The sequence below is a fragment of the Pseudomonas sp. dw_612 genome (assembly GCF_018449725.1).
Classification (GTDB): domain Bacteria; phylum Pseudomonadota; class Gammaproteobacteria; order Pseudomonadales; family Pseudomonadaceae; genus Aquipseudomonas.
This window is the reverse complement of record NZ_JAAVVC010000004.1, coordinates 75790-99815: the sequence shown is the minus strand read 5'-3', so window position 1 is coordinate 99815 and position 24026 is coordinate 75790. Positions and strand designations below refer to the sequence as shown.

General features: G+C 60.7%; 19 protein-coding genes. 15 read left to right on the top strand and 4 right to left on the bottom strand.

The genetic code is table 11. The annotated features are described in order from the left end of the window. The first annotated feature begins 9 nt into the window (after positions 1 to 9). The 13 genes from HB680_RS08280 (at position 10) to HB680_RS08220 (ending at position 15916) form a co-directional block, all read left to right on the top strand. Positions 10 to 759: an ABC transporter permease gene (locus HB680_RS08280; protein WP_213938021.1), complete on the top strand. Its 750-nt coding sequence runs from the start codon at positions 10 to 12 to the stop codon at positions 757 to 759. Positions 760 to 946: 187 nt separating this feature from the next. Next, a complete protein-coding gene (locus HB680_RS08275; RefSeq protein ID WP_213938020.1) occupies positions 947 to 3319 on the top strand; it encodes a DUF3604 domain-containing protein in 2373 nt (790 codons plus the stop codon). A 236-nt stretch (positions 3320 to 3555) separates the two neighbouring features. After that, positions 3556 to 4497 carry an aliphatic sulfonate ABC transporter substrate-binding protein gene (locus tag HB680_RS08270; protein ID WP_213938019.1) on the top strand — a complete coding sequence of 314 codons (942 nt, stop codon included), beginning with the start codon at positions 3556 to 3558 and terminating at the stop codon, positions 4495 to 4497. 12 nt (positions 4498 to 4509) lie between these two features. Beyond that, positions 4510 to 5835 carry an LLM class flavin-dependent oxidoreductase gene (locus tag HB680_RS08265; protein ID WP_213938018.1) on the top strand — a complete coding sequence of 442 codons (1326 nt, stop codon included), beginning with the start codon at positions 4510 to 4512 and terminating at the stop codon, positions 5833 to 5835. Positions 5836 to 5976: 141 nt separating this feature from the next. Further along, positions 5977 to 8247, top strand: coding sequence for a molybdopterin guanine dinucleotide-containing S/N-oxide reductase (locus HB680_RS08260; RefSeq protein WP_213938017.1), 2271 nt, complete (start codon positions 5977 to 5979; stop codon positions 8245 to 8247). Positions 8248 to 8430: 183 nt separating this feature from the next. Next, positions 8431 to 9801 carry an LLM class flavin-dependent oxidoreductase gene (locus HB680_RS08255; RefSeq protein ID WP_213938016.1) on the top strand — a complete coding sequence of 457 codons (1371 nt, stop codon included), beginning with the start codon at positions 8431 to 8433 and terminating at the stop codon, positions 9799 to 9801. Then, positions 9802 to 10611 (top strand): NADPH-dependent oxidoreductase, encoded by an 810-nt coding sequence (locus tag HB680_RS08250; RefSeq protein ID WP_213938015.1) that lies wholly within the window; start codon positions 9802 to 9804, stop codon positions 10609 to 10611. It begins immediately after the preceding gene. 158 nt (positions 10612 to 10769) lie between these two features. After that, entirely contained in the window at positions 10770 to 11438 is a 669-nt protein-coding gene (locus HB680_RS08245) for an RraA family protein (protein WP_213938014.1), read from the top strand. Further along, on the top strand, positions 11435 to 12100 hold the full coding sequence (locus HB680_RS08240) for an RraA family protein (protein ID WP_213938013.1): 666 nt from the start codon (positions 11435 to 11437) through the stop codon (positions 12098 to 12100). The genes HB680_RS08245 and HB680_RS08240 overlap by 4 nt, the downstream gene beginning before the upstream one ends. After that, positions 12097 to 12726, top strand: a complete 630-nt coding sequence (locus HB680_RS08235) for a dimethylmenaquinone methyltransferase (protein WP_213938012.1) — start codon at positions 12097 to 12099, stop codon at positions 12724 to 12726. Before HB680_RS08240 ends, HB680_RS08235 begins: the two co-directional genes overlap by 4 nt. Continuing rightward, entirely contained in the window at positions 12716 to 13975 is a 1260-nt protein-coding gene (locus HB680_RS08230) for a pyridoxal phosphate-dependent aminotransferase (protein WP_213938011.1), read from the top strand. Before HB680_RS08235 ends, HB680_RS08230 begins: the two co-directional genes overlap by 11 nt. 71 nt (positions 13976 to 14046) lie before the next feature. Continuing rightward, positions 14047 to 14940, top strand: a complete 894-nt coding sequence (locus HB680_RS08225; protein WP_213938010.1) for a LysR family transcriptional regulator — start codon at positions 14047 to 14049, stop codon at positions 14938 to 14940. 139 nt (positions 14941 to 15079) lie between these two features. Continuing rightward, positions 15080 to 15916 (top strand): alpha/beta fold hydrolase, encoded by an 837-nt coding sequence (locus tag HB680_RS08220; RefSeq protein ID WP_213938009.1) that lies wholly within the window; start codon positions 15080 to 15082, stop codon positions 15914 to 15916. Here HB680_RS08220 and HB680_RS08215 read toward each other — a convergent pair. The 3 genes from HB680_RS08215 to HB680_RS08205 are packed head-to-tail and all read right to left on the bottom strand — an operon-like array spanning position 15895 to position 19070. Beyond that, a complete protein-coding gene (locus HB680_RS08215) occupies positions 15895 to 17166 on the bottom strand; it encodes an FAD-dependent oxidoreductase (RefSeq protein WP_213938008.1) in 1272 nt (423 codons plus the stop codon). The genes HB680_RS08220 and HB680_RS08215 overlap by 22 nt on opposite strands. Then, positions 17159 to 18106 carry a dihydrodipicolinate synthase family protein gene (locus tag HB680_RS08210; RefSeq protein ID WP_213938007.1) on the bottom strand — a complete coding sequence of 316 codons (948 nt, stop codon included), beginning with the start codon at positions 18104 to 18106 and terminating at the stop codon, positions 17159 to 17161. The genes HB680_RS08215 and HB680_RS08210 overlap by 8 nt, the downstream gene beginning before the upstream one ends. Positions 18107 to 18143: 37 nt before the next feature. Further along, positions 18144 to 19070, bottom strand: coding sequence for a 4-hydroxyproline epimerase (locus tag HB680_RS08205; RefSeq protein WP_213938006.1), 927 nt, complete (start codon positions 19068 to 19070; stop codon positions 18144 to 18146). Between the two features lie 171 nt (positions 19071 to 19241). Here HB680_RS08205 and HB680_RS08200 point away from each other — a divergent pair, with 171 nt between their 5' ends. After that, entirely contained in the window at positions 19242 to 20015 is a 774-nt protein-coding gene (locus HB680_RS08200) for an AraC family transcriptional regulator (protein WP_213938005.1), read from the top strand. A 33-nt stretch (positions 20016 to 20048) separates the two neighbouring features. On the opposite strand, the gene HB680_RS08195 is transcribed toward HB680_RS08200, so the two are convergent. After that, entirely contained in the window at positions 20049 to 21788 is a 1740-nt protein-coding gene (locus tag HB680_RS08195) for a dipeptidase (protein WP_213938004.1), read from the bottom strand. Positions 21789 to 22148: 360 nt separating this feature from the next. Between HB680_RS08195 and HB680_RS08190 the strand changes: the two genes are divergently transcribed. Next, a complete protein-coding gene (locus HB680_RS08190; RefSeq protein ID WP_213938239.1) occupies positions 22149 to 24014 on the top strand; it encodes a DUF1302 domain-containing protein in 1866 nt (621 codons plus the stop codon). Positions 24015 to 24026 lie beyond the last annotated feature (12 nt).

The following is a 24026-nucleotide window of genomic DNA, read 5'->3' as shown; positions in this document are numbered from 1 at the left end:
GAGCCTGTCATGTCCTTGCCAAAACCGAATTGGGGATGGGCTTCGCTGCCATTCCTGCTGTTGATCTGGATCGCCCTGGCCAGCCGTTTTCCCACTTACATCCTGCCGCAGCCTTGGGATGTGGCGCGCGAAGCCGTGCGCTGGCTCAGCGACAGTTCGCTGTGGCAGCACCTCAGGGCAAGTGTCCTGGAAGAGGTCGGCGGCTTCTGCGCGGCGGTGCTTGTTGCGATTGTGCTGGGCACGGCCGGTGGCTTGTCTTCACGTTTTCGAGATTTCATCTCGCCGCTCAACAGCCTGTTCATGGCGATCCCGCCGATCGCCTGGGCACCGCTGATCATGATCATTTTCGGCCTGGGTTATGTCTCCATCGTGCTGGTGATTTTCATCGCTGCAGTGTTTCCCATGGCGGTGACCCTCCAGGAAGGCGTGCAGAGCATTCGCGGCGGTGAAGTCCGCGCGGCACGCACCTTGGGTGCCAATGCCTGGCAACTGCTGGCCCACGTTTATCTACCCGCTTCATTGCCCTTTGTGACGGCGGCCTTGCGCATCGGTTTCAGCCAGGGGTGGCGGGCTTTGGTCGCTGCGGAAATGATCGGCGCGTCCCAGGGCATTGGCTGGATGGTGTCCACGGGCGGGCAGATCGGCAACAGCAGCCAGGTGCTGCTGGGCATTGTGCTGATCGGCCTGATTGCCTGGCTGATGGAGAGTTTTGTGTTCCGGCGCATCGAGCGTCACTACCAGAAATGGCGCGTCCAGTAGCAGCTGTCGAGCAACGCGAGGCAGCGTCCGGCGGCGAAGCCGTCGCAAAATCAGCCTATGCGGTGTGTCAGGCAGACCGCGTATGCAGGGTTTACGACGGCTGCGCCGCCGGACGCTGCCTCGCGGTGCTCGACAGCTGCTACAGGGCGTGTTTTGAAGCCTTTTCATCCACTGCACGAGGTGTCATGTGAGTAACGTTTTCGATCCCCGCGAAGCCGGGCATTACATCGCCCCCCAAGGCCTCTACGAACGCAACAAGAAACGCCCGTTCCTCGGTAGCATCGACTGTGATCGAGACACGCTGATTGCCGGGCAATGGGATGAAATCACCCTGGTCTACGAGGTCGGCGGCAGCGGTCTGGCGGACGGTGCCTGGCTGAAACTGGCCTTCAAGTTCTACTCCGACTGGGCCTTGTTCCAGACCTCGAATCCGGCCGGTCCCAACTACGTCAGCGCCGAGTATCAGGCCGGTGAATTAGTCCCCGGCCAGAGCCAGGCCACCGTGCAGCATTTGAAAGTGCGCTTCGACCAGAAGGGCCACGAACGGCCATTCCAGAAAGCGATCATCATCGACATCATCGACGGTTACCTGAATCCGGGCGACAAAATCACCATTCGTTTGGGCGACCGTCGCCAGGGCGGCGCGGGGACGCGGGTGCAGAGTTTCGTCGAGAAAGACTTCCGCTTCCGGTTGTTCATCGATCCGCTGGGCAGCTCGAAATTTGCCGAGGTGCCGGGCGATCCGTTGCTGAATATCGTGCCGGGGCCGGCGCAGAGCGTGCAGCTGATTGTGCCGCGTCTGGTCAGCGCCGGTGAGGCGTTCGATGTGCTGCTGCGGGTGGACGATGCCTGGGGCAACACCTGCCGCAACTTGCCGCTCACCGGCGTCCTGACTCTCGTTGATCCTGAAGGCGGCGAGCGCCAGCAACCGTTCACTTTGGCGAATGAAGGTTGGGCGACGGCGCGGCTCGAGGGTTTTGATCTCGGCGCGGTGGGGGAATGGCGATTGTCGGCCGAGGTGGAGACGCCAGGCGTGCGTGGCGCCCAGGCTTTCGTCAACGTCGACCCGGCGGGCACGGCATTGCGTCCGCTGTACGCCGACTTGCATGTGCATTCCGATGACACCGTGGGCACCAATGACACGCTGTACAACCTCAGCTACGGCCGTGATGTTGCCGGCCTCGATGTCCTCGGCTACACCGCCAACGACTTCAACATCACCGAGCAGCGCTGGGATCAGGCGGTGAAACTGATCCACGAACTCAACGAACCGGGTCGATTCGTCTGCTATCCCGGCACGGAATGGTGCGGCAACTCCTGCGCCGGCGGCGACCGCAATGTGGTGTTCCTGCATGACCGCAAGCCCGAATTCCCCTTCGACAATCAAGGACGGCTGGTGCGCTCCTTCGAATGGAACGAGTTCACCGCCGGCACCATCAAACCGGGCGCCTGGCCGGTGGACGAGTTATACGCCGCCTATGCGAAAGACCCGGAAGGTCACCTGATGATGCCCCATGTCGGCGGGCGCCGCTGCAACCTAGACTGGCATCACCCGGAGCTGGAGCGCTTGATCGAAGTCGGCTCGGCGTGGGGGCAATTCCATTGGGTCTACGCCGAAGCCCTGCAGCGTGGCTATCGGGTGGGCGCGGCTGCAAACAGCGATGAACACCAGGGCCGTTGCGGCGGCGGGGTGCCGGCCACGGCGGTGTTCGGTTCTCGTGGCGGGTTGACCGGTGTGGTTGCCGACGGCTTCGACCGCGCCAGTGTCGGCAAGGCACTGCGTGCCCGGCGCACCTTTGCCACCACCGGTGAGCGTTCGTTTGCCAGCCTGCGTCAGGGCGGGCATTTTATGGGCGAGGTGTTCACGGCGGATTCGACGGCCACGCTGGACTATCGATTGCTGGGCGAGGCGGGCTGGGAGCAGGTCGATCTGTTCGATGGCGAGACGCTGATCTGGTCGCGCAACCTGCACCAGGAACTGGGTTTTTCCGCCCAACGCATTCGTCTGCGCCTGGGCGGCGCGCGGATCAAGGACCGCTATCGCGGCGCCTATTGGACCGGCGAGATTCGGGTGACCGGGGCGGTGATCAATGGCTTTCGCGCCTTGGGCCTCGACCACCCGGAGCAAACCGTGTGGCGCCAGGACGCGACGTCGCTGGCGTTCCGTACCGACACCAATGGCGACACCGACAGCATCGAAATCGACCTGTCGCAACTGGCCGGTGCGAGGTTGCAGATCCGCAGCCGCATCGACAACTACATCAAGGTCGGCGACCCGTCCGAACCGCAACCCAACGTGCATGCGCCGACGGTGTTGATCGAGTTGTCCGGCGAAGCATTGCTGGCGCAATCCCAAGTGGTCGAAGAGTTGCCGGGGGCCGAGCTGAAAGTCTCCCTGGAAAGGACTACCGCTGCGCCGCTGCCTCGCGAGCTGCAAGGGAAGATCGAACTGGCGCAACTCAATCTGCAACCGGGCCGCGAGCATCCGTTGTTCATCTGTGCGCGTCAGCGGGATCAGTCTCGTGTCTGGACGTCGGCGTTGTTCCTGACGCTGGCCTGAGGGCGCAGCCCAGGCGTGCGCCTGGCCAGCATCCTGGAGGCGGGCGCACGCTGAGCAACTCAAGGGCACGTTGAAACGGGAATAACCTTAGAGTTATATGATTCTTTCATAATCTCTCGTCATTAATATAATCGCTGTTGCCTTCGGTTTCGGCCTTCGTGCCTCGCTGGAGGCAACACCGCTGACTCGGTTTTCCCTCTTCAGCCTCGCCGACCCCACCCATTCCAGGGCCTTTCATGACGTTGAAAAAACTCATCATCGCCACCAGCCTGTTGTTCGCCGCAGCGGGGGCTCATGCCCAACAAGCCATCGATATCAGCTACCAGCGTTCCTCGACCTTGTGGATTTTGCTCAAGCAAAACGGCCAATTGGAAGAGCGCCTGAAACCCTTGGGCTTCACCGTCAACTGGCATGAATTCAGCACCGGCCTGCTCAGTTCCCTGAACGCGGGCAGCGTCGACTTGCATGCCGACGTCGCCGACGCCTTTGCGCTGTTCACCCAGGCCGCCGATGCGCCGCTGACCTATTACGCCCGGGAAAATCCATCTTCCGGCGCCCAGGCCATCATCGTTCAGGACAATTCACCGATCCATAGCGTCGCCGACCTGAAGGGCAAGACTGTTGCCGTTTCCAAAGGCTCGGGCAGCAACTTCCTGTTGATTTCCGCGTTGAAACAAGCCGGTTTGACCCTCGCCGACATCACCCCGCGTTACCTCGAAGCACCGGACGGCGGGGCGGCATTCGCCAATGGCAGTGTGGATGCCTGGGCGATCTGGGACCCGTTCCTGGCGACCCAACAACTCGATCATCACGTGCGCGTGCTGGCCGATGGCAAGGACGGGGTGGCCAATTACAACCGCTTCTACCTGGCGACGACCACGTTCGCCAACGCGCACCCGGACGTGTTGCAAGTCACTTTCGATACCCTTCGTGAAACCGGGCAGTGGGTCAAAACGCATCCGCAAGAGGCGGCTAAAATACTGGGCCCGCTGTGGGGCAACATTCCACCCGCGACGGTCGAGCTGGCCAACACCCGCCGCAGCTACGACATCGTCCCGGTCAAGGTAGATGAACTGGCCGAGCAACAACGAATTGCCGATACCTATTACGCCGCGAAGCTGACGCCCAAGCCGCTGAAGGTTTCCGATATCGCTGTCTGGACGCCGAAGGCGAAGTAAGGGAGCGCTGCCATGAGTCGCCAAATTCACCTGTCTGCCTTTTTGCTGACGGGACCGGTCATCCACAGTCATTCGGTGTGGCGTCATCCGGAAACCGTCGGCAACTACCTCGATCCCGAGTACTACGCGCGCGTCGCCAAGGTCGTGGAAGAAGGGTTGTTCGACTTTCTGTTTTTCGCCGATCGCCTGGCGGTCGGTGACCAGATGGGCGGTTCCCGGGATCTGGCCCTGCGTTATGGCGCCCAGGACGCGACACGTCTGGACCCGTTGCCGATCCTGTCGTACCTGGTGGGGCAGACCCGCAAACTGGGTCTCGGTGCCACGCGCTCCACGACCTATTACGAACCCGCGCACATCGCCCGGGAGTTCGCCACCCTGGATCACCTGTCCAAGGGCCGGGCGGCGTGGAATATCGTGACGTCCATGAACGACAGCGAAGGGCGGTTGTTCGGCAAGGACAAGCACCTGGAGCATGATTTGCGTTACGACCGCGCCGACGAGTTCGTCGAAGTGGCGTTGAAGCTGTGGCGCAGTTGGGGGCCGGACGCGCTCAAACTGGACCGCGAAAGCGGGGTGCTGGCCGACCCGGCAAAAATCCAGTCGGTGCAGCACCAGGGCGAGTGGTTCAAGGTCGAAGGACCGTTGAATATTCCGCGCACGCCCCAGGGCCGACCGGTGTTGATCCAGGCGGGCTCGTCCGGTCGCGGTCGGCGTTTCGGGGCGCGTTGGGCCGAGGCGATCTTCACCATCCATCCGCACCTGAACGCCATGCGCGCGTTCCGCGATGACGTGCGCGCGCAGGTCGTGCAACAGGGGCGCGAGGCCGACAGCTGCAAAGTGCTGACGGCGGTCATGCCGTTCATTGGCGGCACCGAAGCCGAAGCGCGGGCCAAGCGCGATCGCCACAATGCCCTGGCACGTCCTGAATTGGGTCTGGTCACGCTGGCGTCGCAACTGAATGTCGACTTGTCACCGTTTCCGTTATCGGCGACGCTGGCCGAGATCGCCCAATCGCCGCTGATCCATCCTGCCGCCGCCGAAAAGCTGTTGATGCAAGGCGCGGATACCACGCTGGAGCAACTGGGGCGGATTTTCGCCAGCAGCGTGCGCGTCCCGCAACTGGTGGGCACCGGCGCGCAAATCGCTGATCAACTGGCCGAGTTGTTCCTGGGCGAAGGCTGCGACGGTTTTGTGATTTCGCCGGGTTACCTGCCGGGTTCGTTCAGCGAATTCGTCGAAAGCGTGATTCCGCATCTGCAACGCAAAGGCCTGTTCCGCCGCGCTTACGAGGGCTCGACCTTGCGTGAGCATTTGGGGCTTGGCGAATTGAAGGATTGAGCACCTCTCTATTTGAATGAAGATCCAATGTGGGAGCGGGCTTGCTCGCGAAGGCGGCTTGCCGGTCAACATTGATGTCGACTGACACTCTGCCTTCGCGAGCAAGCCCGCTCCCACATTCCGAACGAGGTTGATCGCACCATGAGTTTCACTTCGTTGCATTGGGGCGCGTACCGCCCTCAGGTTGTCGATGGAAAACTGGAGGCCATGGTCCCGGTGGAATGGGACACGGATCCGTCGCCCATCGGAGCGTCGATTCCTGAAGCCATTACCTCGCCAACGCGAATTATGCGGCCTGCGGTGCGTCGCAGTTATCTCGCCGAACCTGGCGCGCATCCCGAGCTAAGGGGGCAGGAACCCTTCGTCGAAGTGTCATGGGACGTCGCGCTGGACCTGGTCGCCAAAGAGCTGAAACGGGTCAAGGCCGAGCATGGCAATCAGGCTATTTTCGGCGGCAGCTATGGCTGGGGCAGTGCCGGGCGTTTCCATCATGCGCAAAGTCAGTTGCACCGCTTCCTCAATCTGTTCGGTGGCTATGTGTTCAGCATGGACAGCTACAGCCTGGGCGCCGGGCGGGTGCTGATGCCGCACATCGTCGGCAACATGGATTGGCTGCTGGCGGCGCATACGTCATGGAAGAACCTGGCGCAGCATTGTGAATTGTTCGTCGCCTTCGGTGGTTTGCCGGCGAAAAACGCCCAGACCAGCCCCGGTGGTGCCAGCGAACACCTGTTGACCCGTGCGCTGGACGCCATGTCCGAGGCCGGCGTGCAATTCGTCAATATCAGTCCGTTGCGCGACGATCTGATCGGGCCGGAAAAAAATCAATGGCTGCCGGTTCGCCCCGGCAGTGACACCGCGCTGATGCTGGCTTTGGCCTACGTACTGGTCAGCGAAGGGTTGCACAACGAGGCCTTCGTTCAGCGCTACACCGTGGGCTACAAGCGCTTTCGCGAATACCTGCTCGGTTATATCGACGGCCAGCCCAAAGACCCGCTGTGGGCGCAAGCGCTGACAGACATTCCAGCGCAGCAAATCAGCGAACTGGCCCGGCGCATGGCCAGTCAACGCACCCTGATCAACATTGCCTATTCCCTGCAACGTTCGGTGCACGGCGAGCAACCGTTCTGGATGACCGTGACCCTGGCCGCGCTGCTCGGGCAGATCGGTTTGCCGGGAGGCGGCTTCGGCCTCGGTTATGGCTGCATGAACAACACCGGCAGCGGTCGCAAGGCGTTTTCCGGGCCGCGCTTTTCCCAAGGGGTCAATCCGGTCAGGGACTTCATTCCGGTGGCGCGGGTGACCGACATGTTGCTCAATCCGGGCGCACCGTTCGACTACAACGGCAAACAGATGCAGTACCCGGATATCCGTCTGGTCTATTGGGCGGGTGGCAATATCTTCCACCACCATCAAGACCTGAACCGTTTGCTGGAAGCCTGGAAACGTCCGCAAACCATCGTTGTTCATGAGCAGTTCTGGACGGCCCAGGCCAAGTACGCGGACATCGTGCTGCCGGCCACCACGGCCCTGGAACGCAACGATATCGGCAGTTCCGCCTCGGACCGCTTCATGATCGCAATGCAGCAGGCGATCAAACCGGTGGGTGAATCACGGGATGACTACTCGATTCTGGCCCAGGTCGCCGAACGCCTGGGGTTCGGCGAAACCTTCACCGAGGGGCGTGATGCCGAGGCGTGGCTGCGTTTTACCTATGACGAATCTCGGGGCAGGGCGCAGGAACACGGGATTGAACTGCCGGATTACGACACGTTCTGGCGAGACGGCCTGTTCGAAATCGCCTACCCCGAAACCGATACGGTATTGCTCAAGGCCTTCCGCGAAGACCCGGACGCCCATCCGTTGCCAACGCCGTCGGGGCGGATCGAAATTTTTTCCGAGCGCATCGCAAGCTTTGGCTACGCCGATTGTCCGGGGCATCCGGTATGGCTGGACAAACCGCTGGAGCGGTTTCCGTTGCAACTGCTGTCCAACCAACCGAAAACCCGCCTGCACAGTCAATACGATCACGGCGCCTACAGCCGCTCTTCGAAAATCCGTGAGCGTGAACCGTTGACCCTCAACCCCGTGGATGCCAGCGCCAGAGGTCTTGTCGATGGCGATGTGGTCAAGGTGTTCAACGAGCGCGGCGCCTTTCTGGCCGGGGTGATTGTCTCCGACGGAATCCGCCCGGGTGTGGTGCAAATCGCCACCGGGGCCTGGTTCGATCCGTGTGTGCCCGGCGAGCGAAACAGCCTGGATAAACACGGCAACCCGAACATGATTACCGCGGATATTGGCGCTTCAAAGCTGTCCCAGGGCTGCGCCGCACAAACCGCCTCGGTGGAGATTGTGAAGTGGGATCAGGCGTTGCCTGCCGTCACGGCTTTCGAGCCACCGTTGATGGTTTGAAGGTACAAGCCACGGCCCGTGAGGGGTGTGGCTTTATATGCAATAGTTAAATATATAAAAATAATATGATCATTGTTTTTCATAATTAGGATAGATCAACAAAGCATTTCACAAGCGTATTCCCAACGCCTAAGGTCGAGCTTCAACGGCCAGCAGAGCTGCCATCTCCGGGGGAATATCCAGATGTCCACTTCATCACGACAACTCAAATTCGGCGCCATTCTCACCGGCGTCGGTACCGCTCAGAATGAATGGCTGCACCCGGAGATTCCCGGTGATGCGAGCATTGATATCGACTGGTATCGCCAGCAGGCGCAACAAGCCGAGGCGGCGAAATTCGACTTGATCTTCATCGTCGACAGCCCGTACATCACCCCGGATTCGGCCCCGCATTTTCTCAATCGCCTGGAACCGCTGACGTTGTTGTCCGCCGTCGCGGGGGCGACGTCGAAGATTGGACTGGTCGCCACACTGACGACGTCCTATACCGAACCGTTCAACGTGGCCCGCCAATTTGCTTCGCTGGACCTGATCAGCGGCGGTCGCGCCGGCTGGAATGTGGTGACCACCGGGCTTGAAGGCGCCGCAGGGAATTTCGGGCGCGAGCAGCACATCGATCATACCGAGCGCTATCGTCGGGCCGGTGAGCATCTGCACGTGGTGCAAGGGTTGTGGGACTCCTACGAAGACGACGCCTTCGTGCGCGACAAGCAGAGCGGGGTGTTTCTCGATCCGCAACGCCAGCACCGTCTCGATCACCAGGGCGAGTTCTTTTCCGTAACTGGGCCGTTGAACATCGCACGATCTCCCCAGGGCCAACCGGTGATTTTCCAGGCCGGGATTTCCGAGTCCGGGCGCAACCTGGCGGCGAACGTTGCTGAAGGGATCTTCGCTGGCGTGGACAATTTCGAGGATGCTCGTGCCTACTATCAAGACATCAAACAACGCACCGCTGCTGCCGGCCGCAACCCCGATCATGTGACGATTCTGCCGGGCATCGCGCCGATCATTGCCGACACCGACGAGCAGGCCCAGGCCATCGACCGCGAACGCCACGGTGAGCTGGATCTGAACAAGGCGCTGGTGCAACTGGGGCGGCCGTTCAACTATCACGATTTCTCCCAATACCCGCTCGACGAACCCTTCCCGGATCTGGGTGATCTGGGCAGCAACGGTTATCGCGGGCATGCCGAACACATCAAGCACGTTGCCCGCGAACAAGGGCTGACCCTGCGTCAGGCAGCCTTGCGCTTTGCCGCACCGTTTTCGAATTTTGTCGGTTCGCCGAAAACCGTCGCCGACGAGATCGAGCGCTGGTTTGTCGAAGGGGCGGTCGATGGGTTCAACATCCGTGTCGGTGCGCCGGGGGAATTCGCCCGATTCACCGACGAAGTCCTGCCATTGCTGCGTGAGCGCGGCCTGTTCCGCAGTGAGTACAGTCACAGCACGTTACGTGGGCATCTGGGGTTGCCGGTGCCGGTCAATCGCCATAGCGCCGCCCGTGCCGCGCAAGCTGTTACTGTCAGTGAACCTTTACAAGCAGTGGGTGCATAAATGTCTTCATCGTTGAACAGCCGCTACCGACACGGCGAGTGGCCGCAAGGCGCGCCGTGGAATGACATCATCGAGTCACTGTTGCAGCACACCAGTGTGCGCAGCTACCTGGACAAGCCGCTGCCGGAAGGCACGTTGCACACGTTAGTGGCGGCCGCGCAATCGGCGGCCACCTCGTCCAACCTGCAAGCCTGGAGCCTGCTGGCGATCGAGGACCCGGCCCGCAAGGCGCGCCTGGCCGAGCTGGCCGGCAACCAGGCGCATATCCGTCAGGCACCGCTGTTTCTGGTGTGGCTGGCGGACCTGTCGCGCATTGACCGCCAGGCTCAACGGCAGGACATCGAGCTGGGCGCGCCGGCCTATCTCGACAGCCTGTTGGTCAGCAGCATCGATGCGGCACTGGCGGCGCAAAATGCCGTGGTGGCGTTGGAATCCCTGGGTTTGGGCAGCGTGTACATCGGTGCATTGCGCAACAATCTGGCGGCGGTCATCGACGAGTTGCAGTTGCCACCGCTGGTGTTCCCCGTTTTTGGCCTGTGCGTCGGTTATGCCGATCCGACGCGCCCGGCCGCCGTCAAACCGCGTCTGCCGCAACAGGTCGTGCTGCACCGCGAAACGTACGGACAGCCAGTGGAGCAGCAGTTGGTCGACGACTATGATCAGCACATTGCAGCGTTCTATCGGGAGCAGGGGCTCAGCACGCCGAGTTGGTCGCAGCAGGCCGTCGAACGTCTACGCAGCATCCACACGTTGAATGGGCGTGAACACATCAGCGCCGTACTCAAGGGGCAGCGTTTCGAGCAGAAATGACGATTGGCGAGCACGTCAGTCAGCGTAAGGCGCCGCTGGCGCCGCCTCGATCGCGGTTTACCATAGGTTTTGCGTATGTTTTTGTTCCGTTAATAGGAATATACCTATCAAGATTCCCCTGTGAAGCTGGAGCCTCTCTCACAACAGGGGCTCACCCCATGACACCCTCCAATCCGCTTCAGCGCCTGGCTGAACTCGATACCAATACCGTCTCCGATGCACTGGATTTTTTTCAGCTTCCGGGCGCTGCCGTGGGGATCAGGCCGTTATGGAACTGCCCCAAGATCGTGGGCCGGGCCAGCACGGTGAAGATCGCCCCGAAAACTCAAAGTGCCCCGGCCGTGCACATGATTTCCCCGGTGATTGATGCAATCCGCAGCGACGATCGAGTCTTGGTGATCGCGGGTGGCATCGAGGGGGTTTCCTGTTGGGGAGACATCATCGCCAACGCCGCTGTCGCGAAAAAAATCCGTGGAACGGTGATTGACGGGTTCAGCCGGGATATCGATGGCAGCGAATCCATCGGATACCCGGTCTATGGCCGCGGTGTGACCATGGTCAGCGCGCGTAACCGGGTGGTGCAGGTCGACGCTGGCGTGACCATCAGCGTGGCGGGTATCAGCGTGTCGGAGGACGACTACGTCATTGCCGACCAGTGCGGAACGGTGTTCATCCCGGCGGCACACATCGAAAAAGTCCTGAACCTGGGGGAGCGTATCGCCAAGCGTGAAGCGGGCATGGTGGCGGCTATCCGTAGCGGACGCTCGGTGGCCGATGTGATGCACGACACCCACTTCGAAGCGATTGCCGTGGAGTCTGCTCAATGAACACCGAAGATCAGCAACTCGTGGCCCTGTTTGAAGGGCTGGATACGCCAGGCGTCTCGGATGCCATGGATAAACTGGGACTTCCAGGTCAATGCCTGGGCGTCATGGCCCTGGATAATTACCCGACGGTGACGGTCGGGCCTGCCTTCACGGTCCAGTACGTTGCCGCCGGTGTTCCGCCAGGTACGGTGGGTGATTTCATCGAGGACGTTAGCCCGGGTGATGTGGTGGTGATTGCCAACCAGGGCAGGACGGATTGCACGGTCTGGGGCGACATCATGACCCAGTACGCCGGAGCGCGAGGCATCGCCGCCACTGTGATTGATGGCGTATGTCGCGACGTGAACAAAGCCCTTGGCGATGGCTACCCGCTGTTTACCAAGGGGCGCTACATGCGCACCGGCAAGGACCGGGTCGAGGTGGCTGGGGTCAATAAACCGGTGTCCATCGGCGGCGCGCGTGTCTGCGCCAGGGATATCGTGGTTGCCGACGCCAACGGCGTCGTCGTGGTGCCACGGGCTCGCGCGGCCGAAGTCGCTGGGCGTGCCCGGCAAATCGAAGCGGTGGAAAGCGAAATACGTGCGCTGATCAGCCAGGGCAAAACGCTCAAGCAAGCCCGGGCGGCGTTGGGTTACCACACCTTGCAGAGGAAGGAACAATGAGCCCGATCATGCAGGCGCGCCTGAAGGTACTCGGCTCGTCGACCCTTTACGAAGCGTCCCGGTTGCCCTGCGCGGTGGACCCCGCCATCCGGCCCGTCTGGGACGGGGCTTTTATCGCGGCACCGGCTTACCCGTTGGAATGTGCACCGGGTGACAACCTGTCCATCCACATTGCTTTGGAACGGGTGCCACGGGGCAGCGTCCTGGTGGTATCGACCGGCAATCACCTGGCAGGTTATTGGGGCGAAGTGCTGACGGTGGCCGCCGAGGCCGCTGGCGTCGTAGGGCTGGTGATAGATGGTGGGGTTCGTGATATCGCCGCGCTGGTCTCCCGGAAGTTCCCGGTTTTCGCTCGCGGCATCTCCATGAAAGGTACCGTGAAAGCCAGTTCGCCCTCGGTCGGGCAGCCCTTCAACTTCAACGGAGCCCAGGTGGCGGTCGGCGACCTTGTGGTGGCCGATGACGATGGCGTGCTCATCATTGCGCAGGGCTCGATTGCGCAGACCCTGGCCGAAGCTGAGGCGCGGGCGGCAAAAGAAGCGCAAATGATGATCGCGCTGAGTCAGGGGCGCTCGACGTTGGAACTGATGAATCTGACACGTTGGAGGGCCAGCCATGAATCGTGATATCCAGCGGCTCAATGTTCGACTTGCGCAAGCGCAGCCGTCCGCCACTTACCGCATCATGGATCGGGTGGCCGCGCGCCGGGCCGAAGGGGCGCACATCATCTCCTTGTGTGCGGGCGAGCCGGATTTCGATACGCCAACGCATGTGTGCCAGGCCGGCATCGAAGCCATACAAAACGGCCATACACGTTACACGCAAGTGGCGGGCGTTCGTGCGCTGCGCGAAGCGGTAGCCGCCAAGTTTCGCAACGAGAACGGCCTGAACGTCGGTTGGCAGGACACGATCATCTGCAATGGCGGCAAACAAGTCATCTACAACGCCTTGGCGGCGACCCTCAATCAAGGGGATGAAGTGATTGTCCCGGCGCCTTATTGGGTCAGTTACCCGGAAATGGTTGAATTGTGCGGAGGTACGTCAAAGATCCTCGTGTGCAGCAGTGACGATGACTTCAAACTTTCACCGGCGGCGCTGAACGATGCGATCAATGACAACACCCGCTGGTTGATTCTGAACTCGCCGTCCAATCCCACCGGCGCCGTTTACAGCCAGGACGAGTTAAGAGGGTTGGCACAGGTTCTATTGGCCCACCCTCATGTGCTGGTGCTCGCGGATGACATTTATGAACACCTGTTGTTCGACGGGCAGGTTTTCCATACGTTGGCGCAAGTCGAACCCGCACTCGCGCCACGGATCCTGACCATGAACGGTGTGTCCAAGGCCTATGCCATGACCGGCTGGCGCATCGGTTTTGCAACGGGGCCACGCTGGTTACTGGAGGCCATGGAAAAGCTCCAAGGCCAGCAAACCTCAGGCGCCAGTGCCATCTCGCAACAAGCCGCGATCGCCGCGTTGACCGGGCCACAAGACTTCATCGTCCGATCCCGTGGGGTATTCGCAAAGCGACGGGATTGGGTGGTTGCGCACCTGAATGACACGCCAGGTCTGGAGTGCCTGAACCCGTCCGGGGCGTTTTATGCCTTCGCTTCATGCGCCGGACTGTTGGGGCTGACCACGCCCGCCGGGACGTTGCTCAATACGGATGAGGACGTGGCCCTGGCCTTGCTCGATGAGGCCAGTGTGGCCGTCGTGCAGGGCAGCGCGTTTGGCCTTGCTCCGTATATCCGGATTGCCTACGCCCTGGATGACGACTCGTTGCGGCGAGCGTGCGAAGCCATCCGCCAGTTTTGCTTATCGCTGAGTCCTGGAACCATCGAGCGGTTGATGGTGCCGAGGCGGGAAGATTCTTGAGCTACCTGAATGAAGTGTTCGCTGATTTCAGGAGGGTATCGGTTTAAGCTGCGCTGAACTATGGATTAATCATGATCAATTTCCGTCTGATCCGTCACCTCTGGTTGTTCCTGGCCGTTGCCGAAGAGCAGAATTTCGGCCGCGCCGCCAAGCGTCTGGGGATGTCCCAACCGCCGCTGAGCGAGCAGATTCAGGTGCTGGAACAAGCGCTCAAGGTCAAGCTCTTCGAGCGCTCGCGGCGCGGAGCGAAATTGACTCCGGTGGGCGCGGCGATTTTGCCGGCGGTGCGCAAATTCGCCGAGCAACTCGAACGCTTGGAACTGGCCGTGGAAGAGGCGGTGGCGGGGCAGTCGGGAATGCTCACCATCGGCGCCATCTCCACGGCGATGTTTGACGTGTTGCCGGGGTTGATCGAGCAACTCAAACACGACTATCCGCACCTGACCGTCTCCGTGCGGGAAATCGACAGCGTCGAGGCCGTGCCGGCCCTGGAGTCCGGGGATATTGACCTGGCTTTCGCCCGACTGGACGGTGATCTGGGGGCTTCGATCAAGTCGTTGCCGCTGCTGGAGGCGCGCCTGGTGGTGGCGCTGCCCAGTGATCATCCCTTGGCGACGCGCTCGCGGATCAGCCTGTCGAGCCTCGCCAACGAGACGTTGGTGATGTTTTCCAGAAAGGTCAGCCCGGTCTATTTCGACAATTTGATCGCGACCTGTCGGGCCAGCGGTTTTTCCCCTCGGGTGCTGCACGAAGTGCGTTCCGTCGCCTCACAAATCGCCTTTGTCAGCTATGGGCAGGGCATCGCGCTGGTGCCGGCGTCGTTGAAAAAACTCGCTCCGGACAATGTTGTGTTTCGACCGCTCAGCCAGAAGCTCAACGTGGTGACGACGGCGGTGGCCTGGAATGCGGATCGGCCCAACCCGCTCATCGAGGAGGTCATTGCCCGGTTCCGTGAAAAGGCATGACACGGGCCGCGTGATGATACGTTTGGCGTATGAAAGCGTTAGCCGATCAGTCATTTACACAGCGCTCAATCTCCTTGAAATTGCGCAGGCTACCGACTACTGAAGCGGTGGCAGTCTTTTCGCTCAAGGAGTCATTCCCGTGGTTTCATCCGACACGTTCATTCACACGCAACTCCCTCTCACCGTAGAAGGGGTCCAGCTGAACGTCGCCGCCCTTCACCGCGATGGCGTCCTGGCGCCGATTGTGTTCCTGCATGGCTTTGGTTCGACCAAAGAGGACTATGCCGACATCGTGCAGCAGGCAGCGTTCGCCGGTCATCCGTTCCTGGCCTACGATGCACCGGGTTGCGGCGAAACCCGGTGCAGCGACCTTTCAAGCATCTCCATCCCGTTCTTGATGCAGACCGCGTTGCAAGTACTGGAGCATTTCGATATCGAGCGCTTTCATCTGGTCGGCCACTCCATGGGCGGACTCACCGCGTTGATGCTCGCCCATCGGTTCCCGGAGCGGGTCCTCAGTTTTGTCGACATCGAGGGCAATATTGCCCCCGAAGACTGCTTCCTCAGCCGTCAGATCGATGACTATCCGAGCGATGATCCGGAGGTCTTTTTCACGGCTTTCATCGAACGTGCCCGGCAGGCCCCGGCGTACGCCAGTGCGCTCTATTCGGCGAGTTTGCGGCATAAGGTGCGTGCCGGGGCGGTGCGGGGGATTTTCCGCTCGATGGTCGAGCTCTCCGACAACGCCGACCTGATGGGCAAGTTTCTCGGTTTGAAATGCCCGCGCCTGTTCATGTACGGCGAACAGAACGCGTCGCTGTCCTATCTGTCGCATATCGCGAGCCAGGGTGTGCGGTTGGCGCCCATTCCGGCCTGTGGGCACTTCCCCATGTATTCCAACCCGCTCGAGATGTGGCGGCAGATCGCCGATTTCCAGGCTTCGGCAGGTGGTGCTCAAAAACGATCGAGCCTGTAGGGTTCGATAGCCGGAAGCGCAGGGGCGGTGTGAGTGGTCCCGGGCGCAGCGATTCGAGCGATCAGCTCGGCAGTGATGGCCGCCTGAGTCAGCCCCAAGTGCTGATGACCAAAGGCGAGCAACACCTTGCCATCGCACACCCGGTCGATGACCGGTAGCGAGTCCGGCAAAGATGGGCGAAACCCCATCCACGGCGTGGCGGCCTCCGCGTTCAGGTCCCGGCTAAACAGGCCCTGGCTCAGGCGGTGCAACTGCCAGGCGCGCTCCATGCTTGGGGGACGCTCGAGTCCGGCGAATTCGACGGTGCCGGCCAATCTCAGGCCATCGGTCATCGGCGTCATGATGAACTTGCGTTCCAGCGAGGTCACGGCGAACGGTAACCGGCCATGCTCATGGGGCAACATCAGGTGATAGCCGCGTTCGGTGTCCAGCGGGACTTTCTTGCCGGTCAGCGCGGCGGTGAGCTTCGCCGAATGGGCGCCGCAGGCGATCAGGACCTGGCGGGCAGTCAGTCGGCCCTGGTCGGTGATCAGCGAAATGCCGTGTTCGTGCACCTGTCCGCCCTGGACGTATTGTTTGAGGAATTGCACGCCGCTGGTTTTGGCGGCATGCACCAGCTCGCAGACGACGCGAAAGGGGTCGAGAACATGCCCCGTACTCGGAAAGAACAATCCACCCTGGAGATGCTCGCTCAGTTGCGGCGCCGCTTCGCGGACATCCTTGGCCTGCCAGACATCGACCGGCACTGCTTGCTGGCGCATCCGGGCGTGTACCGCTTCGATTGCCCGACGCGATTCGGCGCGCTCGAACACCAGCAACGATCCATCTTCCCTCATCAAATCAGCGCAACCGATGCCCTCCAGCAACCGCCGCCAGGCGCCGAAGCTGCTCTCGTTGAGCGCGCGCAGGCCGGCCACGGTGCGTTGGAACGGCGCCGGGCGCAGGTTCAATAACAGCCGGGTGAACCAGGGCAGGGCGCGGGGCAGGTATTTCCAGTCCAGGCGCAGCGGGCCCATCGGGTCCATGAGCATGGCGGGGAGGCGTCTGATAATCGACAGGTCCGCGATGGGGAAGACCTGCTCGGTCGCCAGGTGCCCGGCATTGCCGAATGAGGCGCCGTGCCCCGGCTCCTGCTGGTCGACAACGATGACGCGCAATCCCTGACGCGCCAGTCTGAGCGCGCAGGCGACGCCGATGATGCCGGCGCCGACGACCGCAATGTCGGGAGGCTCGGTGGCGTGCTCAGACATCGTTCTGCTCGGCCGACCAGTGTTCGTACCACTGGCGGAACAGCGCGTACTGGTGCTCGGCGTATCGGCGCTGGGCGTCGCTGAGAACATCGGTTTCGTTGAAATGCAGGGCGTATTCCTGGTCACCGTTGAGCACCATCAGGTGCTTGTAATAGAGCACCAGGTCACAGCCTTCATCGAACGACGACAGGACGGCCAGCGCAGATTCCAGCTCCCGGGCCAGGCGTCGGGCCTTGGCGTCGCCGTTGGCCGCGTGCTTGCTCAAAGCCACCAGTTGCAGCACTTCCCGGGGCAGTGCGTTGCCGATGCCGGTGATGGCGCCGGTGGCGTTGCAGTTGACGAAACCGTGGACCACTTGCGTATCGACACCCACCATCAGGCTGACGTTATCGTCCTGGGAAGTGATGTTTTCGGCAGCGTAGCGCAGGTCGGCGGCGCCACCGAATTCCTTGAAGCCGATCAGGTTCGGGTGTTCGCGGCGCAGTTCGAAGAACAGGTCGGCGCGGGTGGCGAAGCCGTAGTAAGGGCTGTTGTAGATCACCGCAGGCAGTTTCGGCGCGGCGTTCAGAATGGCGGCGAAGTGGGCTTTCTGCGCGGTGGCCGAGGCGCCGCGAGACAGGACGCGCGGGATCACCATCAAGCCGTGGGCGCCGACTTTTGCGGCATGGGCCGCGTGAGAAATCGCCTCGCGACTGTTGACGGCACCGGTGCCGACGATGGTCGGGACACCCGCAGCGACCAGACGCGCCACGCCTTCCTGGCGTTCGGCTTCGGTCAGCAGCGGCCAGTCGCCCATGGAGCCGCAGTACACGACCGCGCTCATGCCGATATCGATCAATTCGCGACCCTTGGCCACCAACTTGTCAAAGTCCGGTTTGCGCCCGGCCGTGCATGGGGTCATCAGCGCCGGGATGCAGCCAGTGAAAATGTTATCGCTCATGGTGATCACTCCAGATTTATGGATAGGGCGCGGTGGCTTAAATGCCCCAGGCAAAAGGATCCTGCTCGTCGATCAGCAGCGTGCAATCAGCCGTCATGAACGCCTGGCCGGTGATGAACGGGCGGACACGTTCGCCTTCCCATTCGTAGCTGCCAATGAACTGGCTGGCGGTGATGCTGGCCTGAATCCAGGTTTCACCGGCGGCCAGTTTTCCATCCGCTGCCAGGCACGCGATTTTGGCGCTGGTGCCGGTGCCGCAGGGCGAGCGGTCGTAGGCTTTGCCGGGGCACATGACGAAGTTGCGGCTGTCGGCTTGATCGTCATCGGCAAACAGCTCGACATGGTCGATGAGCGCGCCGTCTTCACCGTGGATGCCTTGGGCTTCCAGGGCCTTGAGCATGGCCCAGGTGAACCCGGTCAGGGCTTCGACGTTGTCGAGTTGCAACACCTGGCCGTGATCGGAGACCAGGAAAAACCAGTTGCCGCCCCAGGCGATGTCGCCGTACACGCGGCCGTGCCCCGGCACGTCGACCGGCACCTGTTGGCGGTGGCGATAGGCGGGCACGTTACGCAGGGTCACCGTGCCGTCCTCATGCAGCGTGGCGCTGACCGGGCCGACCGGCGTGTCGATTTTGTGCACGCCGGGGTTGATATGTCCCAGGTAATGCAGCGAATTGACCAGGCCGATGGTGCCGTGGCCGCACATGCCGAGGTAGCCGGCATTGTTGAAGAAGATCACGCCGCAGGTGGCATCCGGCGACACCGGTTCGCAATACAGCGCGCCGACCAATACATCATTGCCGCGCGGCTCCAACAGGCAGGCACGACGCCAATGGTCATGCTGGTCGCGCAGGGCGTCGCGTTTCTCGACCATGGTCTGGCCGGGCAATCGGGGGAAGCCTTTGATCACCAGGCGCGTCGGTTCGCCGCCGGTATGGGAGTCAATCACATGAACCAGTTTCATAAACCTATCCTTTAGAGGTGCGCATGCAATGGCCGTAGCCTGGACTTCCCTGCACCCCGGCGATTGATGTTTTCAGTGGGTGCGCATGACGAAATCAGCACAATGCGCGAGTACTCGACACGGCTCCCGCAACGGGGCAATCTCACTTCGAATATTGAGAGGGCGAGACTGATGATGCAGAACGCGTTGGCGATGCTGTGCGAGGGCAGCGACGCGAGTCGTCCTGAAACCATCGAAGCGTTACTGGCGGGCGTGGCGCCGCTGTTGCCGATGCTGGACGTCATTCCCAATGCGACGATTTTTATCAAGGACGTCCAGGCGCGCTATGTCATGGCCAACCTGACGCTGGTTCAGCGCTGTAGCTTGAAACAGCTGCAAGCCTTGCTCGGGAAAACCAGCGCCGAGGTGTTTCCAGCACAATTGGGGCCGGGTTATACCGAACAGGATCGACGTGTTCTGGAGCAAGGTTTGGTCCTGGAGGATCAGTTGGAACTGCACCTGTACGGCAGTCGTGAACCGGGCTGGTGCCTGACGCACAAGCGGCCGCTGTATAACCGTCACGGCGTAATCATCGGCCTGGCGGGGATTTCGGTTGATCTGCAATCGACCAGCGATACGCACCCGGCCTACCAGCGTCTGGCGGCGGTAGACGACCACATTCGCGCGCACTTCAATCGGCGCGTCACCTTGGCTGAACTGACGCGGATCGCCGGCATTTCGGTTGCGCAATTGGAAAGGTACTGCAAGCGTGTGTTCCACCTGACGCCACGGCAGATGATTCAAAAGATTCGTCTGGAACATGCGCATCGACTGCTGCATACCGAGATTCCCATCACCGACGTCGCGTTGCAGTGCGGCTATACCGACCACAGCGCGTTCACTCGTCAGTTCAAGGCATTGACCGGGTTTACCCCGCGCCAGTATCGGCAGGCCACCGGACATTGAATGGACCCGCCAGAACGGCGGGTCCGAAAGGGATCACAATTTCGGCAACTGCCCGACACGCCCCATCATCTCGGTCACGATCTGCAGGTCCAGCAGGAACTGATCGACAGTCTTGAACTCGTTGTCAGTGTGGCCGGTGTACTTGACCTCTGGCCGCGCCAGGCCGAATTGCACGCCGTTGGGCAGTTCATGCACCGACGTGGCACCGGCGGAGCTGCCGTACTTGTGTTCCATGCCCAGGTTTTCCGTGGACACGGCCAGCAACGCCTTGACCCATTCACCCTCGGGGTTGCGGTACATCGGCTCGGCGATCGAGTAGTCGAAGGTCGCCGCGACGTGGGTTTTCTTGCTCCAGGCGCCAATCTTGTCCGCGATTTTCGCCTTGAGCGTTTCCGGAGACTCGCCCTTCGGCACGCGCAGGTTGACCGCGAGCTTGAGGGTCTGCTCATCCAGCCCGACGAAGGTCAACGAAGTGGTCAGCGGCCCCATGAACGCATCGGAGAAGCCGACACCCAATTTGCCTCCCAGGTAATCCAGGCCCCAGTTGTCGGCGGCGTAGCGGGCGGCGTCGGTAATGTGGTTGTGCTTGAGCGCAACCTTACCGTCGAGGCTGTGGATGAAGACCAGCATCCGGGCGACCGGGTTGACGCCGGACTCGGGCTCGGAGGAGTGCGCGGACACGCCGGTGACCGCCAACTTGACGTCTTTGCCGTCGACCTTGGCGCTCACCTCGAAGTTGCCGCCATTGCGCGTGGCGTACTCAGTCCCGGCCTTTTGCAGGCTGGCCGCCAATTCGGCGGGTTTATCCGTCACCAGCACGGCAACCGACGCGGAAGGAATCTGGTTGGTGGCCTTGCCGCCGGTCAGCGAGATGATTTCAGCGCCTTTGCCTTCACCTTTACGGACCGGGAAGTTGCCCATCACGGTGCCGTAGCCTTTCTCGGCGATCACCACCGGGTAGCCGCCATCCAGCGCCAGGTTGTAGTTGGGTGTCGGGTTGTGTTCGAAGTAATAAGGAATGGCGTCGCCGGTGGTTTCTTCGGTGGTGTCCACCAGCAGCTTGAAATTTCGCGCCAGCGGCAGTTTCTCTTCCTTGATGACCTTCATCGCGTACATCGCCACCACGATGCCATTCTTGTCATCCTCGGTGCCCCGGCCATACATGCGGTCACCGATCAGGGTGACCTTGAACGGGTCGAGTTTGGTGCCGTCCTTCAGGACCCAGTTCTCCGGCGTTACCGGCACCACATCGGCATGGGCGTGAATGCCCACGACTTCATCACCACTGCCTTCCAGGGAGATTTCATAGACACGGTTGTCGATGTTGCGGAAGTTCAGGTTGAACGCCTGGGCCAGGGTCTTGATCTTGTCGGCGATCTTGATGAATTCAGGATTGTCGTGCTGGGCGACGCCGGCCACTTGGAAGGTCGGGATTTCCACCAGTTCGCGCAGGGTTTCGGTAGCGGCGCTGCCGTATTTCACCCGCGCATAAATCCCCAGCAGGCGATTGATTTCGTTTTGCTGGTCTGCGGACAGGGTCTTGTTGTCGAGGAAGGCACTGATGGCTGGGCCGAGGTTGGCGGTTTTCGCCAGGTCGCTCTTGGCCACGCTGCCCAGGAACTGCCGGAAATCCGTGACCGGGGCGGCACTGAAGGTCTTGAGGATGATCGCGCTTTGTTGCGCACTGATGTTGGCCTGCGCTGCGGTGGTAAACGCCGAAAGGCTGGCCAGAATCAAAGTGGTCGCGGCCAGGTGCTTGAGTGAAAATTCCATTGCTGGGGACATTCCTTTGCAGATTGGTAGGTATGAAATATCTGATCATTGCGTCAGAAAGGTTCACAAACTAACACCACGACGCGGCGATAGGGGAGCCCCTGAAGTGGGATCTGTCGCACAGAACTGCAAAAGCGGCGCACAAACGAAAAAGCCTCATCAGCAGGTTCTAAGGTTATTCCTGTCCTGTGGGGTGGAGGTTTCTGCTTATTTTTCGGTGCGCTCTCGTCATTGTGTGAGCAGGCTAGAAAGCGTCCAATCATGACGCAACAACACATATACGCACTTCCGAAAGACCTGGCGCACTTGTTTAAACACAAGGCCAGCGTCTCTTCTAATAATAAGATTTTGGATGCGACGATGAAAACACACGTGGCGAGCGGCTGTTCCTTAAATACCCTACCTTTACTTTGCGCATTAACGGTAAGTGCTCCAGCATTTGCCGTGAATTTCAATATTGGTGAAATAGAAGGGCGTTTTGATTCTTCTCTGTCAATCGGGTCAAGTTGGGCTTTGCGTAATCCAGACTCACATTTGATTGGCGTCAATAATGGCGGTAAAGGTTCGGCGTCGACCGGGGACGATGGTCGGTTGAATTTCAAGAAACACGAAACCTTCTCCAAGATATTCAAGGGTGTACATGACCTGGAATTGAAGTACCAGGATGTAGGCGTGTTTGTTCGCGGTAAATACTGGTACGACTTTGAGTTGAAAGACGAAAACCGGCGTTTTCGGGACATCGACGACGCTGGCCGCAAAGAAGGCGCCAAATCGTCCGGCGCGCAGCTCCTGGATGCGTTTGCTTATTACAACTACGTGATCAGTGATCTGCCCGGGTCTTTCCGTGCGGGCAAGCAAGTCGTCAACTGGGGCGAAAGCACCTTTATCCCGGGCGGGATCAACGTGATCAACCCCATCGATGTGGCTGCGATCCGCCGTCCGGGGTCGGAGGTCAAGGAAGCGCTGCTGCCGGTCAACATGCTCTACCTGTCGCAAGCGCTGACGGATGACCTGGGGTTTGAGACGTTCTACCAGTTGGACTGGGAGCAGACGGTCGTGGATAACTGCGGCACGTTCTTCGGCAGTGACATTCTGGCCGATGGCTGCAACTTTGCCACGGTCGGCCCTAACCTCACGACCAACGCCAGTGCGGTCAGAGGCCTGACCCCGCTGGGCATCGGGCTCGATAAACAGGGCATCATCCTGCCGCGCGGCGACGACAGAGATGCGCGTAACGGTGGCCAGTGGGGCGCGGCCATGCGCTATATGTTCGAACCGCTGGACACGGAGTTTGGCGCGTACTTCGTCAACTACCACAGTCGCAGCCCTTACCTCAGTTCGCAAACCAGTGCCCATGCCACCGACCTGGGGTTCGCCCCGCAGTTGTGTGCGAATCTGGGAATCGCCGCTAATTCCGCTGGTTGTGGCACTGCGGTGGCAGGCCTGGCGCCGGCGTATCGTTTCGGGACGGCTAACTACTTTATCGAGTACCCGGAAGATATTCAGATGTACGGGTTGAGTTTTGCCACCACGTTGCCGACGGGGACGGCGTTGTCCGGTGAGATCAGCTACCGACCGAACTTGCCGCTGCAGTTAAATACCGTTGATCTGCTGCAAGCCACCATCGGCGCCGCAGCGCAATCGCCAATCCTTTCCAGTGGCGACATGACGGTTGGCAACTCGACTGACATGACCGGCTACAAGCGCAAGGACGTGACGCAGATGCAAGTCACGGCCGTGCACTTCGTTGACCAGGTACTGGGGGCCAGTCGCCTGTCGTTGGTTGGCGAAGTTGGCGCGGTCTACGTGGCCGGGTTGGAAGGCAACGGCGGCGTGCGTTACGGTCGCGACAACGTCTATGGCCTGGGTCAAATCTATCCGGACAACAGCAAGTGTTCGAATGCACAGCCGAAGTTCTGTAATAACGACGGGTTTGTGACCACGACTTCATGGGGTTATCGCGGTCGCGCCTCACTGGATTATCCAAGCGCTATTGCCGGGATAAACCTGCAACCCAGTATTTCCTGGTCCCATGACGTCAAGGGTTATGCGCCGTCGCAAAGTGCCGGTTTCAACGAGGGCAGTAAAGCTATCAGCCTTGGATTGACCGCTGATTATAAAAATACTTACACGGCGACCCTCAACTACACCGACTTTTTTGGTGGCACTTACAACGCACAAATTGATCGTGACTTTGTCGCCCTGAGTATGGGTGTGAACTTCTAGTTATAAAAATAA

What these genes read in the sequence shown, in the direction of transcription:
- HB680_RS08265 (WP_213938018.1), top strand. Translation starts at nt 4,510, where the DNA reads ATGAGTCGCCAAATTCACCTGTCTGCCTTTTTGCTGACGGGACCGGTC.
- HB680_RS08245 (WP_213938014.1), top strand. Translation starts at nt 10,770, where the DNA reads ATGACACCCTCCAATCCGCTTCAGCGCCTGGCTGAACTCGATACCAAT.
- HB680_RS08225 (WP_213938010.1), top strand. Translation starts at nt 14,047, where the DNA reads ATGATCAATTTCCGTCTGATCCGTCACCTCTGGTTGTTCCTGGCCGTT.
- HB680_RS08210 (WP_213938007.1), bottom strand. Translation starts at nt 18,106, where the DNA reads ATGAGCGATAACATTTTCACTGGCTGCATCCCGGCGCTGATGACCCCA.
- HB680_RS08235 (WP_213938012.1), top strand. Translation starts at nt 12,097, where the DNA reads ATGAGCCCGATCATGCAGGCGCGCCTGAAGGTACTCGGCTCGTCGACC.
- HB680_RS08200 (WP_213938005.1), top strand. Translation starts at nt 19,242, where the DNA reads ATGATGCAGAACGCGTTGGCGATGCTGTGCGAGGGCAGCGACGCGAGT.
- HB680_RS08255 (WP_213938016.1), top strand. Translation starts at nt 8,431, where the DNA reads ATGTCCACTTCATCACGACAACTCAAATTCGGCGCCATTCTCACCGGC.
- HB680_RS08260 (WP_213938017.1), top strand. Translation starts at nt 5,977, where the DNA reads ATGAGTTTCACTTCGTTGCATTGGGGCGCGTACCGCCCTCAGGTTGTC.
- HB680_RS08195 (WP_213938004.1), bottom strand. Translation starts at nt 21,788, where the DNA reads ATGGAATTTTCACTCAAGCACCTGGCCGCGACCACTTTGATTCTGGCC.
- HB680_RS08205 (WP_213938006.1), bottom strand. Translation starts at nt 19,070, where the DNA reads ATGAAACTGGTTCATGTGATTGACTCCCATACCGGCGGCGAACCGACG.
- HB680_RS08190 (WP_213938239.1), top strand. Translation starts at nt 22,149, where the DNA reads ATGAAAACACACGTGGCGAGCGGCTGTTCCTTAAATACCCTACCTTTA.
- HB680_RS08215 (WP_213938008.1), bottom strand. Translation starts at nt 17,166, where the DNA reads ATGTCTGAGCACGCCACCGAGCCTCCCGACATTGCGGTCGTCGGCGCC.
- HB680_RS08280 (WP_213938021.1), top strand. Translation starts at nt 10, where the DNA reads ATGTCCTTGCCAAAACCGAATTGGGGATGGGCTTCGCTGCCATTCCTG.
- HB680_RS08240 (WP_213938013.1), top strand. Translation starts at nt 11,435, where the DNA reads ATGAACACCGAAGATCAGCAACTCGTGGCCCTGTTTGAAGGGCTGGAT.
- HB680_RS08230 (WP_213938011.1), top strand. Translation starts at nt 12,716, where the DNA reads ATGAATCGTGATATCCAGCGGCTCAATGTTCGACTTGCGCAAGCGCAG.
- HB680_RS08270 (WP_213938019.1), top strand. Translation starts at nt 3,556, where the DNA reads ATGACGTTGAAAAAACTCATCATCGCCACCAGCCTGTTGTTCGCCGCA.
- HB680_RS08250 (WP_213938015.1), top strand. Translation starts at nt 9,802, where the DNA reads ATGTCTTCATCGTTGAACAGCCGCTACCGACACGGCGAGTGGCCGCAA.